The organism is Novosphingobium sp. HR1a (genome assembly GCF_015594425.1).
GTDB classification, from domain to species: Bacteria; Pseudomonadota; Alphaproteobacteria; order Sphingomonadales; family Sphingomonadaceae; genus Novosphingobium; species Novosphingobium resinovorum_A.
The window spans coordinates 1-15,192 of record NZ_JABXWS010000001.1 but is presented as its reverse complement, the minus strand read 5'-3'; the positions used below and the strand labels follow the sequence as shown (position 1 = coordinate 15,192).

Genomic DNA, 15,192 nt, shown 5'->3' with positions numbered 1-15,192 from the left:
CTTACCTCTGCTCAACCCAAGGGTGCGGAGAGGTTGTTACACCATACCCGCTCACCCTGAGCTTGTCGAAGGGTCGCAGCCCCACCCCAACACCTCACTCCGCCGCGACGGCTTCCTGCGCGGCGTTGGCGGCCTCGATCTCCGCCGCCTTGGCTTCCACCAGGCTGACGATGTGGTCGAGCATGGATTCGCTCTGCACGGTGTGGTCGGTCACGCCCGAAAGATAGACCATGTGCTTGCCGTTGCCGCCGCCGGTGAGGCCGATGTCGGTCTCACGCGCCTCGCCGGGGCCGTTGACGACGCAGCCCAGCACCGAGAGCGAGAGCGGCGTCTTGATATGCTGCAGGCGTTCTTCCAGCGCCTCCACGGTGCGGATCACATCGAAGCCCTGCCGCGCGCAGCTGGGGCACGAAACCACGCGAACGCCGCGCGTGCGCAGGCCGAGCGCCTTGAGCATCTCGAAGCCGACGCGCACTTCCTCTTCCGGCTCGGCCGAGAGCGAGACGCGCAAGGTGTCGCCGATGCCCGACCACAGCAGCATGCCCATGCCGATCGAGGACTTGACGGTGCCGCCGATCAGCCCGCCCGCCTCGGTGATGCCGAGGTGCAGCGGGCAGTCCACCGCGTCCGCCAGCCCCTGATAGGCGGCGACAGCGAGGAACACGTCGCTGGCCTTCACCGCCACCTTGTACTCGTGGAAGTCGTGGTCCTGCAGCAGCTTGATGTGGTCCATCGCCGATTCGACGAGGGCATCGGGGCAAGGCTCGCCGTACTTTTCGAGTAGGTGCTTCTCGAGGCTGCCCGCGTTCACGCCGATGCGGATCGCGCAGCCGTTGGCCTTGGCGGCGCGCACCACTTCCGCGACGCGGTCGGACGAGCCGATGTTGCCGGGGTTGATGCGCAGGCACGCCGCGCCCGCGTCGGCGGCTTCCAGAGCGCGCTTGTAGTGGAAATGGATGTCCGCGATCAGCGGCACGCGCGATCCGCGCACGATCTCCCGGAACGCCGCCGTCGATTCGACGTCGGGGCAGGAGACGCGGATAAGGTCCGCCCCGGCATCCTCGCAGCGGCGGATCTGCTCGATCGTCGCCTTCGCGTCGGATGTCAGGGTGTTGGTCATGGTCTGGACCGTGATCGGCGCATCGCCGCCGACGGGGACGCTGCCGACCATGATCTGGCGGCTCTTGCGGCGCTCGATATCGCGCCAGGGTCGGATGGAGGACATGAAGCCTCTATAGGCGCTCTGCCTTGCGGATTGAAGACGCATTCCGGTGTGCTGGCGACTTCGCGCGATTTCGGGCATTCACGCGTCCATGACTGTGCATGCTTCCGACAAACCCCTCACCGACGACGAGACCTCCGAACTTCCGCTGCTGTTCGGGCGCGTGCTCGACGGCCGGGGCGGTGCGCGCGTGGTCGGATGGAAAGAGGCACAGCGCTGGAAGCCCGGCGTAGAGGGCGAAGTGCTGTGGATCCATCTCCTGCGCACCCATCCCGGCATGCAGGAGTGGCTGGAGGCGCACTGCGCCATCCCCGAGCCCACGGCCGAACTGCTCACCAGCGACGCCAACCGCCCCCGCGCCTTTCGCGAGGGGCAGACGCTGGTGGCGACGCTGCGCGGGATCAACTTCAACCCCGGCGCCGCGCCCGAGGACATGCTTTCGCTGCAGTTGTGGAGCGACGGCAGCCGCGTCGTCACCCTGCGCCGCGCGCCGCTGCAGACACCCCGCCTCGTCGCCGACGATCTCGACGCGGGCAGCGGGCCGCATGACGCGGGCGCGCTCGTCACCGCGCTCACCGAGCACCTGATCGACCGCATGAGCCACGCCATCGTCGACATGAACGCCATGATCGACGACCTCGAGGACGAGACGGCCGATACTTATACCGACCAGACCCTCGACAAGATCGCCATGATCCGCCGCCAGAGCCTTGCCCTCAAGCGCCATATGTCGCCGCAGCACGAGGCGCTGACCGCCATCGCCAACGGCGCGCCCGGCTGGTTCGAGGACCACGACCGGCGCGAGATCGCCGAATCGATCGCCCGCCTGCGCCGCTATCTCGACGACCTCGACATCAGCAAGGAATCGGCGGTCGTGCTGCAGGACGACATCCGCGCCCGCGCCGCCGCGAACAGCCAGCGCACGCAGTATGTGCTGGCGGTGGTGGCTGGGGTGTTCCTGCCGCTGACTTTCATCACCGGCTTGCTGGGGATCAACGTCGGCGACATTCCGCTGGCGGAGCAGGGATCGCACGGCTTCTGGATCATCGTCGGCATCTGCGCGGCGATCCTGGGCGTGGAGATCGCACTGCTCAGGCGGTTGAAGTGGTTCTGATCCTCCCTGTTCCGCAGGAATGGGGAGGTGGCAGCGCGAAGCGCTGACGGAGGGGTTCGCCCCCTCCACCACCCGCTACGCGGGCGGTCCCCCTCCCCATCGCTTCGCGACAGGGAGGAGCCTTAAAGAACCTTCGCGAACAGGAACTCCTCGTCCCGCTGCTCGCCGACCATGAAATGAATGTCGGCGACTTTCTCGAACCCGTAGCGCGCGTAGAATTTCTGCGCCCCGGGGTTGTCGGAATAGACCGAGAGCTGGACCTCGCCCGCCCCGAAGGCCGCCGCTTCCGTCAGCGCCCAGTCCATCAGCGCCGCGCCGATGCCCTGCCCGGTCGCCTCGGGCGCGGTGTAGAGTTGCTTGAGTTCGATCACGTTCCCTGACCGCGCATGTTCGGGCCAGCCGCAGGCCATCACCAGCTTGCAATAGCCGAGCAGGTGCCCGTCCCGCTCCGCCAGCATCACCCGCATCGCAGGGTCGGCGATCTCCTTCGCCACCTTGGCCTCGCTGTGCGAACCGGCAAGGAAGTTCGCCAGGTCGTCCGGCACGTAGAGGTGGCCGAACTTGGCGACGAAGCTGTCGGTGCCCAGACGCGCCAGCGCGGCGGCATCGGCGGGGGTGGCGGTACGAAGCTCCATTACAGTTCCTTGGTCATGCAGATCGAAAAATCATCGGAGACGTAGTCCCCGAAAGGCGCGCACTCGACGAAGCCGTGCGCGCGGTAGAGGCCGTGGGCCGGGTGGAACGGCTCGGGCCGCCCGGTCTCGAGGCTGACACGGGCGTAGCCGCGCGCTCTCGCCTCTTCCAGCAGCCTCAGCAGCAGCGCCTTGCCCACGCCCCGGCCGCGATACTCGGGCGCAGCGCGCATCGACTTGAGTTCGCCGTGGCTTTCGGAAAGGTGCTTGATCGCGCCGCAGCCCGCCAGCACATCGCCGTCCCATGCGGAGTAGAACGTGACGTCCGGCTGGCGCAGGCGCGCTGCGGGCATGGCGTGGACGCTCTCGGGCGGGGACCAGCGATGCATCTCGTCGAGGTGGAACTGGAGCAGCGCCAGCACCGCCTCTCCGGTGAGGTCGTCGGGCCTTATGGTGAGGTTCATCGGTCTACTCTGCGTGCTTGTCGGCCTTGCGGCGGCCCATCCGCATGCCCGCTTCCAGCCGCGCCCGCAACTGGGTGTAGTAGTCCGAGAGGAAGCGCCGCTCGGCGCCCCAGCCGTCGTTGCGGCCGATCTTCTCGGCGATGGTCTGGTAGACCGTCTCGACCGCGTCGGTCCGGTCCTCACGCAGTACGCGCTCCAGCGCCTGCAGCTCGAATTCGCCGTAGACCGCCAGTTCGTGATCCTCGAAGCGGAACTGGAAGCGCTCGGCCACCGACGCTTCGGAGGTCGTCATCGCCGCCTCCAGCTTCTGCTTCGGGCGTTCGAGCACCCAGCTTCCCGCGATCACGTCGCCCGCGCGCAGGGCGTCGCGGTTGAACAGCGGGAAGAGCAGGAAGATCGCCAGCCACCCCGCCGCCGCCAGCCAGGCCATGCCGTTGTCTGGCCCCGCCATGGCGATGAGCGGGATCGGCAGAAACATCTCGATATCGCGCAGGAGATTGCGGGCGATCACCATCTCGGCGGTGAGGCGGCCGCCGTCGCGCGCGGCGATGCGGATGCCGGTCATGCGCTTGCCCGGCGTCGCGCCCCTTGGCCCCAGCTCGAAGTAGAGGAAGTAGGCGTTGCGGAACAGGAACATCGCCACGATCCACACGACGATGAGGAACTGCAAGACCTGCGCCCCGGCCCCCTTGCCGTCGACCGCCTGCGCGATCTGCGCCGCGCCGCCAGCGACCTGCATCAGCGCGATCGAGGTGCCGATTATCAGCATGACGATGATAAGAAGGTCGAGGATCAGCGCCCCCACGCGCGCGCCGCGCCCCGCCACGGTGACCGGCAGCGCGATGCCCTCCGGCGTCACGAGCACGCGCTGCTTGCCGACGCGCGCACGGTTGATCCGGCGCTTCATCGCCCGGCCCTCCCGCGATAGGCGAAGAAGTAGGCACTCCACGCCAGCAGCATGAATCCGCCGACCGCGAGGCGCGCGGGCGTCTGGTCGACCAGCTGGCGCGCGAAGCCCTCCAGCAGCGCGGCGACGACGAGCATCAGCACTACGCCCACCATGACCACCGCCGCGCGGCGCCCGGCTTCGGCGGTCGCGGTCAGCACCGGGCGATTGCCGGGAAAGGCGATCGCGCGCCCGACATGCAGCCCCGCCGCGCCCGAGAGCAGGATCGCGAACAGCTCGGTCGTGCCGTGGATGCTGATCCACCCCGCGAAGTCGAGCAGCAGCCCCGCCTTCCAGTAGACCCACCCCATCGCCCCCAGCCCGGCCAGATTGTGGACCAGCAGCAGCAGCGACGGAATACCGAGCGCAAAACCGAGCGCAAAGGCGAGGATCGAGACTTGCGCATTATTGCTGAACAGCTGGGCAGCGAAAATGCTCATGCCCGTCTTCTCGGTATTGCCGAAGATCGTGCCGCGCAGCGCATCGGCGCTGGCGCCGGGGACGCGCTCGCCCGCCATCTCGCGGCCCATCAGGGCGAAGTACCATTCGGGATCGTGCGAAACGAGCAGCCAGCCGACCACCGCGCCCGCCACCATGACGAGCAGGGCGATCCCGATCTCGAAGCCGATGCCGCGCACCGCCCGGCTCCAGCCGCCGCCGAGGAACCCGCGCAGCCACTCCCACAACGACGAGCGCGGGCCGTAGACCACGAACCACGCCCGCTGCACCAGCGATTCCAGATAGCCCAGCGTCGCCGCGTCGAGCGAAGTCTCGCGCGCGATGGAGAGGCTGGAGGCGACCGTGCGGTACAGGCCCGGCAGCGCCAGCAGGTCCTCGTCCGAGATGCCGCGCAGGCGGCCCTTCTCCATGCGCACGACGATGTTCTCGAGCCGCTGCCAGTCCGCCTCGCGCTCCAGCCGGAAGCGGTCGGAACGCAGCGCGGCGCTTTCGATGGCAGCATTCGATATCGCGTTCATCCGATCGCTCCCGAACGCTTGATGGCAAGGTAGGCATCGATCAGCCGGGTGCCGACCTGCCGCCACGGCGCTTCGATCACATCGACGCCGATCTGCCGCAGCCGCCGGGTGACGAGCGCGCGCTGGCGCAGCAGGCCATCGGCGGCAACCGCCATCGACAGCACTTCCATGTCGTCGGGCTCGGCGGTGGACAGCGTCTCCAGTTCCTCGTCCGCCATCGTCACGAACAGGACGACATGGCGCGACACCAGCCGTCCGATGCTCTCGATCATCAGTTCAGCGCTGGTGGGGTCGGAGAAGTCGGAGAAGATCACGATCAGCGAGCGGCGCTGCAGCCTCCCCGCCAACGTAGCGAGGGCGAGGGTGAAGTTGGGCTCCTCCGTGCGGTACTCCAGCCCCGCCGCCGCGCGCTGGAGGCGGTGGAACTCGCTGCTGGCGGTGACGAAGGGCGTCGCCACCTCGGGCCGCGAAGCGAAGCCGAACAGTGAGACCCGGTCGCCGCCCTTGAGCGCCACGAAGGCCGTCGCCAGCGCCGCCGAGACCGCGCGATCGAGGCGGGGCATCCCGGCGATCGGCTCGCACATCGCCTGCCCGCAGTCGAAGGCGAAGACGATCTGGTTGTTGCGCTCGACCTCGTATTCCTTGGCATAGAGGTGCACGTGGCGGGCCGACGATTTCCAGTCGATCCGGCGGCGATCCATGCCGGGCTGGTACTCGGCGAGCGATTCGAACTGCGTGCCCTCGCCCCGGATGCGGCGGGCGAGCAGGCCGTACTGAGCATCCTTGAGGAACGTCTGCAGCGTGGGGGAGCGCACGGCGGCGACGTTGGGCCAGCCCCGCACCGTCTCGTCCAGAGTCCCCGCCAACTGCCGCGCGCCGAGGCCCAGCGGCCCGGTCCAGCGCAGCCATGCGCGGGTGACCTTGCCCGTGCCGCGACGCGAGGGCGTGAAGGTGCCGGAGCCGCGCCAGCCGTCGTCACCGGCGGTGAGCGGAAACACCAGCCGCCCGCCGGGTGCGAGGCGCGGGTCGCACTCCAGCGCCAGTTCCGCGCGCGAGGGCCTGCCGGAGCGCAGCGCGACTGCGGCCTCCATCCGGCCCTCGGCGCCGACTTCGACGTCGCCGGGCACCGTAACCCGAAGGTCCGCGACCCGGCCGCCAAGCAGCGCGTCGATCACCACCAGCACCAGCACGGCGAGCCCCGCGACCGGCGCGATCACCCACAAGTCCGGGCTCGCCGCCGCGATCACCAGCGCAACCGGGGCGATCGCCGCCAGCGTCACCGCCGCGCGGGCCGTCGGGACTATCGGGGCGAAGGCAAACTTCACCGGATCAGCGCGGCGCTTCGGTCTGCTCGACCAGCTGGGCGACCAGCGCCTCGACCTGCTTGCCCTCGATCTCGGCCGCCGGGCTGAGCAGCAGGCGATGGCGCAGCACCGAAGTCGCCAGTGCCTTCACATCATCGGGCACCACGTAGTCGCGCCCGTCGAGCGCGGCGCGGGCGCGAGCGGCACCGGCCAGCAACACGGCGGCGCGGGGGGAGGCACCGCTCGACAGGTCCGCAGACTCGCGGGTCGCACGCACGAGGCGCACGATGTAGTCGGTGACACTGTCCGCCAGCTTCACCGAGGCCACTGCCCGCGTCACCGCTTCCAGCTGCGCAGGGGTCGTGACCGTGACGATGCCCACCTCCGCCGGTGTCGGCGCACCGCGATTCTCGCCATAGCGCGCGACGATGCGACGCTCCTCCTCGGCGCTGGGATAATCGACCAGCACCTTGAACAGGAAGCGATCGAGCTGCGCCTCGGGCAGCGGGTAGACGCCCTGGCTCTCGATGGGGTTCTGCGTGGCGACCACGGTGAAGTGCGGCGGCAGCGGATGCGCGGTGCCGTCCAGCGTCACGCGGCGCTCCTGCATCGCTTCGAGCAGCGCGGCCTGCGTCTTGGGCGGGGTGCGGTTGATCTCGTCCGCCAGCAGCAGGTCGCAGAAGATCGGGCCGTGCGTCAGGGTGAACTGGCTGGTCTGGAAGTTGAACAGGTTGGAGCCGAGAATGTCGCCCGGCATCAGGTCCGGCGTGAACTGGATGCGCCCGAAGTCCAGCCCCAGCGTCGCCGCGAAGCACTGCGCAAGGAAGGTCTTGGCGGTCCCCGGAGGTCCTTCCAGCAGTACATGGCCGCGCGCCATCAGCGCGATCAGCAGATGCTCGATCGTCTCGGCCTGCCCGATCACGCCCTTGCCCACTTCGGCGCGGATCGCCTGCGCGAGCGCGCCTACTTGTGCGATATCGGGTGCAGTCTCGGTCATCGGGTCAGCGTCCTTTCGAGCGCGTGGAGATCGCGCGCGGCCTTGAGGAGATCGTGCGAACGCCCGGCCGCATGGAGGCGGGCGGCGATCACGGAGAAGGGCTCACCATCAGCCCCGCGCGCGGCAAGCGCCCGGTCGATGGCGGCGTCGGTGTGCTCGGCATCCACGCCGCGCGGCAGGGCCAGCGCCGCGACCAGCCGTTCCCGCGCGCGGTCGGCGTAAGGCGGGCCGAGCAGGTGGAAACGGCGCGTACGGCGCACCAGCCCGGCGGCATTGCTCACCAGCGCGCGCTTGCCGAAGGCGATGGCCCGCTCGGGCACCAGCGGCGGCCCGAAGCGCAGGAACGCGCGCCAGCCCACCGCCACCGCCGCCAGCAACAGGCACAGCGTCGCGGCAAGGAACGGCGGCGTGAAGGCGAGCGTCAGCAGGTTCTGCGCATGGCCGTAGCCGGGCAGGGTCATGTCGAAGACGACAGCACCGCCCGGCGCTACTCCGGTGGCGCGCACCAGAGCCTCGGCCAACTGCGCGCTCTCGATCCGGGCCATCCCGTAGTTGTCGAGGAGGTCCGGCTCGAAGACCATGACTACCGGGTAGCGGCCCTCTTCGTAGTCCTCGCCCTCGATATAGTGCTGGCCGTCCTGCGCCATCGCGTCGAGGCCGTCGTAGCGACCACCGTCGTCCATGAAGCCCGCCAGCACCAGCTTGCCGTCGCGGCTGACGACAAGCGGCACCAGCCCCTCGCCCTTGCCCGCCTGCACGGTGCCGGTCGGCAGCGTCCCGGAAATCCCGTCGGCCCGCCAGCCCGCCTGCGCTTTCGGCAAGGTATCGTCGCTCAGCGTCAGTTCGTCGAGGAAGCCCGGCCAGTCCAGCGTGCTTTCGCCGCCGAGGCGCACCCAGCCTTTCTTCGCCTTGTCGCGCTGCTCGCGGATCGGCGGCATCGGCTGCCACTTGGGCGCGATCACCAGCGTCGGCCCGATCGAGCGCCGGGCGCTGACGATCTTGTCGATCTCCTTGCCCTTGATGATCGCGGGCGGGGTAAGCACCAGAAGTCCCGGCCTTTTGAGTGCCGCAGGATTGCGCGTCGCCTCGACCGCGAAGCCGCGCCGTTCGAGGTAGTCGGCCATCGCCGCATAGCCGTTGAGGCCCTTGCCCTCCGCATGTGCCTTGCCGTCGTTGGCGGTGCCCATGCCGATGCCGGTGCCGATCATCCACAGCAGCGCCACGAACAGCAGCGCGCCGAGCACCACCATCGCCAGCACCGCCCAGAGCGAGAACGGATTGGCGCCGACTGCTACGCCTTTCGTCTTCACGTTCATGCCCGAAGCTCGACTTGCGCGAACTGCGCATAGGCGGTGCGGGCGGCGCTCCAGTCCTGCGCGTCGAGATCCCGCAGCGCGAACAGGGCACGCTCGACCCGCCCGGCGATCACGGCGAAGGCGCTGCGGCCGCTCTCGGGCAGCATCGGCAGCACGGCGATCTCGCGCGCGGTGCTGGCGGGATGGAGCCAGTCGGGCCGCGCGTCGGAAATCTGGCGCACGCTGCGCCGGAGCAGCAGATGCGCGGCCTCTCCATAGCGACCCTGCGCGGCGAGGTTGTCGGCGTCTTCCAAAAGCGCCACCGCCTCGGCCTGCGTCGGAGTCCAGTGGACCTCCTCCAGCTTCGGACGGCGGCTGCGCCAGGCGTCGAGGCTAGGCTCGATCAGCAGGCGCCAGAGGATGAACAGCGCCAGCGCCGCCGCTCCGGCGATGAGAATCCACTGGAACACCGGCCACGACATGCCGAGCAGCTTGCCGACCGGCGTGAAGATCGCCTCCAGCAACCGGCCGAGCGCTTTCAGCCATTCGGGAATGTCGGTGGGGGGAACGGGCTTGGGGTCCGGGAGCGGCGTGAATTGGATGTCCGCCGCGTCGCGCACGGCCTTCCAGTCCCGCGCCGCGTCTGCGGCCGAACCCGCTTCAGTGCCCCCGCCAATCGTCACGCCCGGCACGATTGCATGGCGGGAAGTGCGGCGCAAGCGGTTGAAAGGGTTCGTCGTGTCGGGAAAAGGCCCCCTCCGTCAGTCGCTGCGCGACTGCCACCTCCCCATTGCTGCGCGACAGGGAGGATCAGGCAAATCCTCCCCGTTCCGCAGGAATGGGGAGGGGGACCGCCCGCGTAGCGGGTGGTGGAGGGGTCAGCCCCGCTTGCGCGCCTGCTCGTAGGTCCCCAGCGGGCGCACGTACTTGCAGTGGAACGCCAGCTCCTGCAGCGCCGAATCAATGCGCGCCTCGCCGGGGGCGCCTTCGATATCGGCGTAGAAAGTCGTCGCCGCGAAGCTGGCGCCGATCTGGTAGCTCTCCAGCTTGGTCATGTTGACGCCGTTGGTCGCGAAACCGCCCAGCGCCTTGTAGAGCGCCGCCGCGATGTTCTTCACCTCGAAGATGAAGGTCGTCATCGCCTGCGTGCCCTTGAGGTCGAACGGGTCGAGCGGCTCGCGCGCCAGCACCACGAAGCGGGTGGTGTTGTCCGAGGCGTCCTCCACCCGGTCCTCGACGATGTCGAGCCCGTAGAGTTCGGCCGCCAGCCGGGGTGCGATGGCGCAGGCGTCGGGGTCGCCCTGCTCGCGCACCAGTGCCGCAGCGCCCGCGGTGTCGGCATAGGCCATCGGCACGATGCCCCGCTCGCGCAAGTAATGGCGCGACTGGCCGAGCGCCTGCGGGTGGCTGTAGGCCGCCGAAAACGGGCCTTTCGCGCCGGGCAGCGCCATCAGTGCGTGGCTGATCGGGGTGAAATGCTCGCCCACGATCGACAAGCCGCTTTCGGGCAGCAGGAAGTGGATGTCGGCGACGCGGCCGTGCTGCGAATTCTCGATCGGGATGATCGCGCGGTCGGCCCGCCCCTCCTTCACCGCGTCCAGCGCATCCTCGAACGAGAAGCACGGCAGCGGCAGGCAACCGGCATCGTATTCGAGCGCGGCGCGGTGGCCGTTGCAGCCCGGCGCGCCCTGAAACGCGACGGCGCGCGCGGGCTGTGCCTGGGCGGCGGCTTCCATCTCGGCGACGAGGGCGATGGCGGGCTGGGGATAAGCATGCATGACGTGCGCGCGATTAGGCGGCGTGGCGAACAAGCGCAATGGCCGAATTCCGTATCGGCACTTGCGCTGGATCAAGGCGGACATTAATGCCCGAAGCCAACAGGATGAGTGAATAATCACCGCGGGGCATGCTGAATGGACGATCGTTTCAATACTATCGCCGGTTGGACTCTTTTTTCGGGCATCGTCGGCCTGGGACTGACGATCGCCAGTTCGATGTATTTTCAGGCTGACAAGCATCACGCGCCGGAGACTGCGGGCTATGCCGTCGAAGGCGTGGCCGAGGAAGGCCCGGGCGGCGGCGATCCACCGATCGCGACGCTTCTCGCCGCCGCCGACGTGGCCAAGGGCGAGGCGACTTTCGCCAAGTGCACCTCGTGCCACACGATCAATGCGGGCGGCGCCAACGGCATCGGCCCGAACCTGCACGGCGTGGTGGGCGAGGCGATCGGCCAGGGCGTGGGCGGCTTCGCGTTCTCCGACGCGCTCAAGAGCAAGGGCGGCAACTGGTCGTTCGACAGCCTGAACGACTGGCTCAAGAGCCCCAAGGCCTTCGCGCCCGGCACCAAGATGACCTTCGCCGGTCTGTCCAAGCCGGAAGACCGCGCCAACGTCATCGCCTACCTGAATTCGCAGGGCTCGAACCTGCCGCTGCCGGCCGCAGACGCGGCTCCGGCGGCCGACGCCGCGGCAGCGCCTGCGGCGGGTGAAGCCGCACCGGAAGCGTCCGAAGCGGCGGCGCAATAACCCGATCCGGCCCCTTCAAGGGATCGCCGGTTGAAAACGGTCCGCTAGCGCCGCCGAGTCGCTAGCGGGCCGTTTTCGTCTTTACGAGACAAGTTCGGCGCGACCTTGCAAACAACCCCGTCATCCCAGCGAAGGCTGGGACCCTTCGACAAGCTCAGGGTGAGCGGCGGTGGCACAAAGCTCCCAAGCCCGATCAGGCTGAGCTTGCCGAAGCCCGATGAGCAGAGCGCCAACCTTTGCGCCACCAGAAAACCGTCATCCTCGCGAAAGCGGGAACCCATCTCCTGACGGTGCCTGTTGAACCGGCATCAGATGGGTCCCCGCCTTCGCGAGGATGACGGGGTTGCGCGTGCAGCACATACGACTTTTGCCCGCTGGCGAGTGCGGGCCATTACGCCGGGGAAATCAACGCATCCGAAGGTAACATCGGGTCGGCGTCGGGAGCGTCCAAGCTGGGACGCGGGGTTTTGTGTTCCGTGAAGCTCTGGCGAGCGGCCGGGTAACTCACGGTGCAGCCCGGCTCGACCTGTATTCCATCGGAAAGTCCCATGTGGCCGTCGTTAGGGTTCGCATCGTTATCGGCCGAAGGCTATCCGGGATGGCCGTCCCATGTCCTGCCGTGTGTCGCAGGAACGTATGGACGGCGTTTCCGGTAGCGCAGAGACAGTCCGGGTCTTCGAACGGACGCGTTAGGTGCGTGATCACGGCTGAAACCGCATCCCGGCCCACGACGCCGACCCGATACACCGAAGCAATGTGATCTGCATTGCTCCGGATGTCGGGCCATATAACCTATATGGCGAAAAATGTCAATCCTCAACCGCCTCACCGCGCCCCTTGAAGCCCTTCGCGATGACATACCACTCGGACGAATCCTTGCGGCTTGCGGGCGGCTTGGCGTGCTTGACGCTGGTGAAATGCTTCTTGAGCAGCGCCAGAAGCTGCGTGTCCGTCCCCCCGGCCAGCACCTTGGCCAGGAACGTCCCGCCGGGTGCCAGGTACTGGATGGCGAAGTCCGCCGCCGTTTCAACCAGGCCCATGGTGCGCAGATGGTCGGTCTGCTTGTGCCCCACGGTGTTCGCCGCCATGTCCGACAACACGAGGTCCGGCGCTCCCTCCAGCGCCGCGTCGAGCGCCGCCGGGGCCGCGTCCGCCATGAAATCCATCTCGAAGATGGTGACCCCCTCGATGGGGTCGGTGGGCAGGAGATCGATGCCGACGATCTTCGCCTTGGGCCGCTTCAGGCGCAGCACCTGGCTCCACCCTCCCGGTGCGATACCGAGATCGACGGCGCGCTCCACGCCCTTGAACAGCTCGAATTTCTCGTCGAGTTCCAGCAGTTTATAAGCGGCGCGGCTGCGATAGCCGTCGGCCTTGGCCTTCTTGACGTAAGGATCGTTCAGCTGGCGCGTCAGCCAGCGCGCCGAACTGGTCGAGCGCTTCTTGGCTGTCTTGAGCCGCTCGCCGGGATCGCGGCCGGAGCGGCTCATCGGGCGTGGACTGCGTTACGGATGGTGTCGGTCATGTTTCTAATTCCAGATGCCGGACCCGGCGAGTGCGAGGCGATCAGGCTGCGCAAAATGCCTTCGCGGATGCCGCGGTCGGCAACCCCAAGCCGCGCGGCCGGCCAGAGGTCGAGGATCGCTTCGAGGATAGCGCAGCCGGCGACCACGAGGTCCGCCCGCTCACGCCCGATGCAGTTGAGCTCGCGTCGCTCCTCGATCGCCATGGAGGACAGGCGCGTGCTGATCCCGCGCATCGATTCGGCGGGCACGATCAGCCCGTCGACCATGCGCCGGTCGTATTGCGGCAGTTCGAGATGCAGGCTGGCGAGCGTGGTGACGGTGCCACTGGTGCCGAGCAGGCGCAACGGCCCCTCCTGGCTGGCGCTCTCGCGCGCCGGACCGACGCGCTTGGAGAACGCGGAGAAGCTCTCCGCCACCAGGCTGTGCATGTGGCGATACCGTTCGAGGCGTTCCGCCTGCGTCGTGCCTTCCGGCCCGCAGCTTTCGGTGAGCGAGACGACGCCCCAGGGCACGCTCTGCCAGTCGAGGATGCGCGGAACGGTGCCGGTGCTCTCGATCAGCACCAGTTCGGTCGAGCCGCCGCCGATATCGAAGATCATCGCCGGACCGAAGCCGTCCTCCAGCAGCACGTGGCAGCCCAGCACCGCCAGGCGCGCTTCTTCACGCGCGGAGATGATGTCGAGATGGATGCCGGTTTCCTCCCGCACCCGTTCGATGAATTCCGGCCCGTTGGTCGCGCGGCGGCACGCCTCCGTGGCGACAGAGCGTGCGAGATAGACGTTGCGGCGCATCAGCTTGTCCGCGCAGACCCGCAGTGCGGCCAGCGTGCGCTCCATCGCTGCGTCGGACAGGCGCCCGGACTGCGCGATGCCCTCGCCCAGCCGCACGACGCGGCTGAAGGCGTCGATCACCGTGAAATTCTCGCCCGAGGGCCGCGCGATGAGCAGGCGACAGTTGTTCGTGCCGAGATCGATCGCCGCATAGGCCTGGCGCCCCGAACCCTGCCCCCCGGGCTGCCCCACGGGGACGGCCATCGAAGGGGCGGCCATCGAAGAAACCGGACGAACCGGCTGCGTCGGCGCCTGTGCGGGCGGTGCGGCTGTCTTTTCTACGCGCGGCGCCTTGGCTGCCTCGGGTTTGGTAGCGCTGCCTTTCGGGCGCGCCTTCCCCTTGGCTTTCGTGCCGGACGGCTGAGGGCTGGACTGGGAACTTGCAGACGCCTTCGCCTTGCCCCTTCTACCCTTGCGCCGCCGCGACGGACGACCCGTCACCTTGGCTGTTCCGGACACTTCGACTTTGGCAACCGGCGGATCGTGGTCCGCCATAAATTCGATACTCGTTCTAATGTCTTCCCGCCGATCGGGCGGGCACCTGAAAGCGATGCTAACGCCCCGCGCGCCAACCGGCAAGGGCAGCGGTTTTTTAGTGCATCAAGGTGCTTGACCCGAATCACGACCGCCGCTAGTGGGACGCCTCCCGATGCCCCGTCGTCTAATGGTAAGACTACGGATTCTGATTCCGTCTATCGAGGTTCGAATCCTCGCGGGGCATCCAATCTCTCCATACATCCATGAAACGAACTTGGCCCGCTGCGACGAATGACGTCCGCGCCGAGTGTCGCTGCTGGCTCTCGTACCCGCTTTGCAGGATCTGCCAGCTACTGTGCGGCGTCGAGGGCTGCGCCTGTGGCGACTTTGCGGTGATACGGCTGCTCGTTCTCCCGCTCAAGCGATGATGGGCGCGCCTGGATCAACAGTCGGCTTATGCCGGCAATCGTCTCGGCCATGCCTGGCGTATGTCATCATGCGCCGGATGCGTACGATGAATGCTCTGCGCCGAAACGTACTGAGCACAAATTTCCGGACAGACATGGACAGCACCGCCTTAGTCGCCTCCCTAACCTGCTCCGCGACGGCGGGTACTCTTGAGGCGATAGCTGGCGATGGCGACACAGAGGCGGGGCAGGTCCTCCGAAGGCGGTCTCCCTGCCTGCGATTTCTGCCTTTGCGGGGCTAACAGGAAGTTACGCCCGCTCCTCATCTTAGAGACGCTGGCACACGCCGCTGCGCTGCCTTTAACGAGCGGTGCGGGCGTTGTGCTGCTCAAGAAATGTTGTGTTGGAAAACGGACCTAGTGCGGACACGGGCTTCCGTGGAGCTTGGCTCTTAGCGTCTAAGTCGTTGTAATGTC

Annotated in this window: 14 protein-coding genes and 1 tRNA gene; 3 read left to right on the top strand and 12 right to left on the bottom strand. The window is 67.9% G+C overall.

Going from position 1 to position 15,192, the window contains the following annotated elements; genetic code table 11:
* Positions 1–94: 94 nt before the first annotated feature.
* Complete coding sequence (gene ispG, locus HWN72_RS00075) at positions 95–1,225, bottom strand: flavodoxin-dependent (E)-4-hydroxy-3-methylbut-2-enyl-diphosphate synthase (protein ID WP_036528480.1); 1,131 nt, start codon at positions 1,223–1,225, stop codon at positions 95–97.
* An 88-nt stretch (positions 1,226–1,313) separates the two neighbouring features.
* Between ispG and HWN72_RS00070 the strand changes: the two genes are divergently transcribed.
* A complete protein-coding gene (locus tag HWN72_RS00070) occupies positions 1,314–2,336 on the top strand; it encodes a zinc transporter ZntB (RefSeq protein WP_036528482.1) in 1,023 nt (340 codons plus the stop codon).
* A 122-nt stretch (positions 2,337–2,458) separates the two neighbouring features.
* On the opposite strand, the gene HWN72_RS00065 is transcribed toward HWN72_RS00070, so the two are convergent.
* The 9 genes from HWN72_RS00065 to HWN72_RS00025 all read right to left on the bottom strand — a co-directional run bounded on the left by HWN72_RS00065 (position 2,459) and on the right by HWN72_RS00025 (position 10,729).
* Positions 2,459–2,971 (bottom strand): GNAT family N-acetyltransferase, encoded by a 513-nt coding sequence (locus HWN72_RS00065; protein ID WP_069708762.1) that lies wholly within the window; start codon positions 2,969–2,971, stop codon positions 2,459–2,461.
* Positions 2,971–3,432, bottom strand: coding sequence for a GNAT family N-acetyltransferase (locus HWN72_RS00060; protein WP_211149445.1), 462 nt, complete (start codon positions 3,430–3,432; stop codon positions 2,971–2,973). Before HWN72_RS00060 ends, HWN72_RS00065 begins: the two co-directional genes overlap by 1 nt.
* 4 nt (positions 3,433–3,436) lie before the next feature.
* Positions 3,437–4,339, bottom strand: coding sequence for an RDD family protein (locus HWN72_RS00055; RefSeq protein WP_211149444.1), 903 nt, complete (start codon positions 4,337–4,339; stop codon positions 3,437–3,439).
* The gene (locus HWN72_RS00050) at positions 4,336–5,355 is read right to left on the bottom strand and encodes a stage II sporulation protein M (protein WP_069708760.1); all 1,020 of its coding nucleotides are present in this window, start codon (positions 5,353–5,355) and stop codon (positions 4,336–4,338) included. Before HWN72_RS00050 ends, HWN72_RS00055 begins: the two co-directional genes overlap by 4 nt.
* Positions 5,352–6,680 carry a DUF58 domain-containing protein gene (locus HWN72_RS00045; RefSeq protein ID WP_211149443.1) on the bottom strand — a complete coding sequence of 443 codons (1,329 nt, stop codon included), beginning with the start codon at positions 6,678–6,680 and terminating at the stop codon, positions 5,352–5,354. The genes HWN72_RS00050 and HWN72_RS00045 overlap by 4 nt, the downstream gene beginning before the upstream one ends.
* 4 nt (positions 6,681–6,684) lie before the next feature.
* Positions 6,685–7,656: a MoxR family ATPase gene (locus HWN72_RS00040; RefSeq protein ID WP_008832972.1), complete on the bottom strand. Its 972-nt coding sequence runs from the start codon at positions 7,654–7,656 to the stop codon at positions 6,685–6,687.
* Positions 7,653–8,972: a DUF4350 domain-containing protein gene (locus HWN72_RS00035; RefSeq protein ID WP_211149442.1), complete on the bottom strand. Its 1,320-nt coding sequence runs from the start codon at positions 8,970–8,972 to the stop codon at positions 7,653–7,655. The genes HWN72_RS00040 and HWN72_RS00035 overlap by 4 nt, the downstream gene beginning before the upstream one ends.
* Positions 8,969–9,670 (bottom strand): hypothetical protein, encoded by a 702-nt coding sequence (locus HWN72_RS00030; protein WP_008832974.1) that lies wholly within the window; start codon positions 9,668–9,670, stop codon positions 8,969–8,971. Before HWN72_RS00030 ends, HWN72_RS00035 begins: the two co-directional genes overlap by 4 nt.
* A gap of 159 nt (positions 9,671–9,829) precedes the next feature.
* Positions 9,830–10,729, bottom strand: a complete 900-nt coding sequence (locus tag HWN72_RS00025) for a prephenate dehydratase (RefSeq protein ID WP_008832975.1) — start codon at positions 10,727–10,729, stop codon at positions 9,830–9,832.
* Positions 10,730–10,864: 135 nt separating this feature from the next.
* Between HWN72_RS00025 and HWN72_RS00020 the strand changes: the two genes are divergently transcribed.
* The gene (locus tag HWN72_RS00020) at positions 10,865–11,476 is read left to right on the top strand and encodes a cytochrome c family protein (RefSeq protein WP_008832976.1); all 612 of its coding nucleotides are present in this window, start codon (positions 10,865–10,867) and stop codon (positions 11,474–11,476) included.
* A gap of 809 nt (positions 11,477–12,285) precedes the next feature.
* Here the strand turns inward: HWN72_RS00020 and HWN72_RS00015 are convergent.
* Together HWN72_RS00015 and HWN72_RS00010 are read right to left on the bottom strand one after the other, a co-directional pair.
* The gene (locus HWN72_RS00015) at positions 12,286–12,966 is read right to left on the bottom strand and encodes an RlmE family RNA methyltransferase (protein WP_008833541.1); all 681 of its coding nucleotides are present in this window, start codon (positions 12,964–12,966) and stop codon (positions 12,286–12,288) included.
* Complete coding sequence (locus HWN72_RS00010) at positions 12,963–14,327, bottom strand: Ppx/GppA phosphatase family protein (RefSeq protein ID WP_036528496.1); 1,365 nt, start codon at positions 14,325–14,327, stop codon at positions 12,963–12,965. Before HWN72_RS00010 ends, HWN72_RS00015 begins: the two co-directional genes overlap by 4 nt.
* Positions 14,328–14,482: 155 nt before the next feature.
* Between HWN72_RS00010 and HWN72_RS00005 the strand changes: the two genes are divergently transcribed.
* Positions 14,483–14,556, top strand: a tRNA-Gln gene (locus tag HWN72_RS00005).
* Positions 14,557–15,192: the final 636 nt, after the last annotated feature.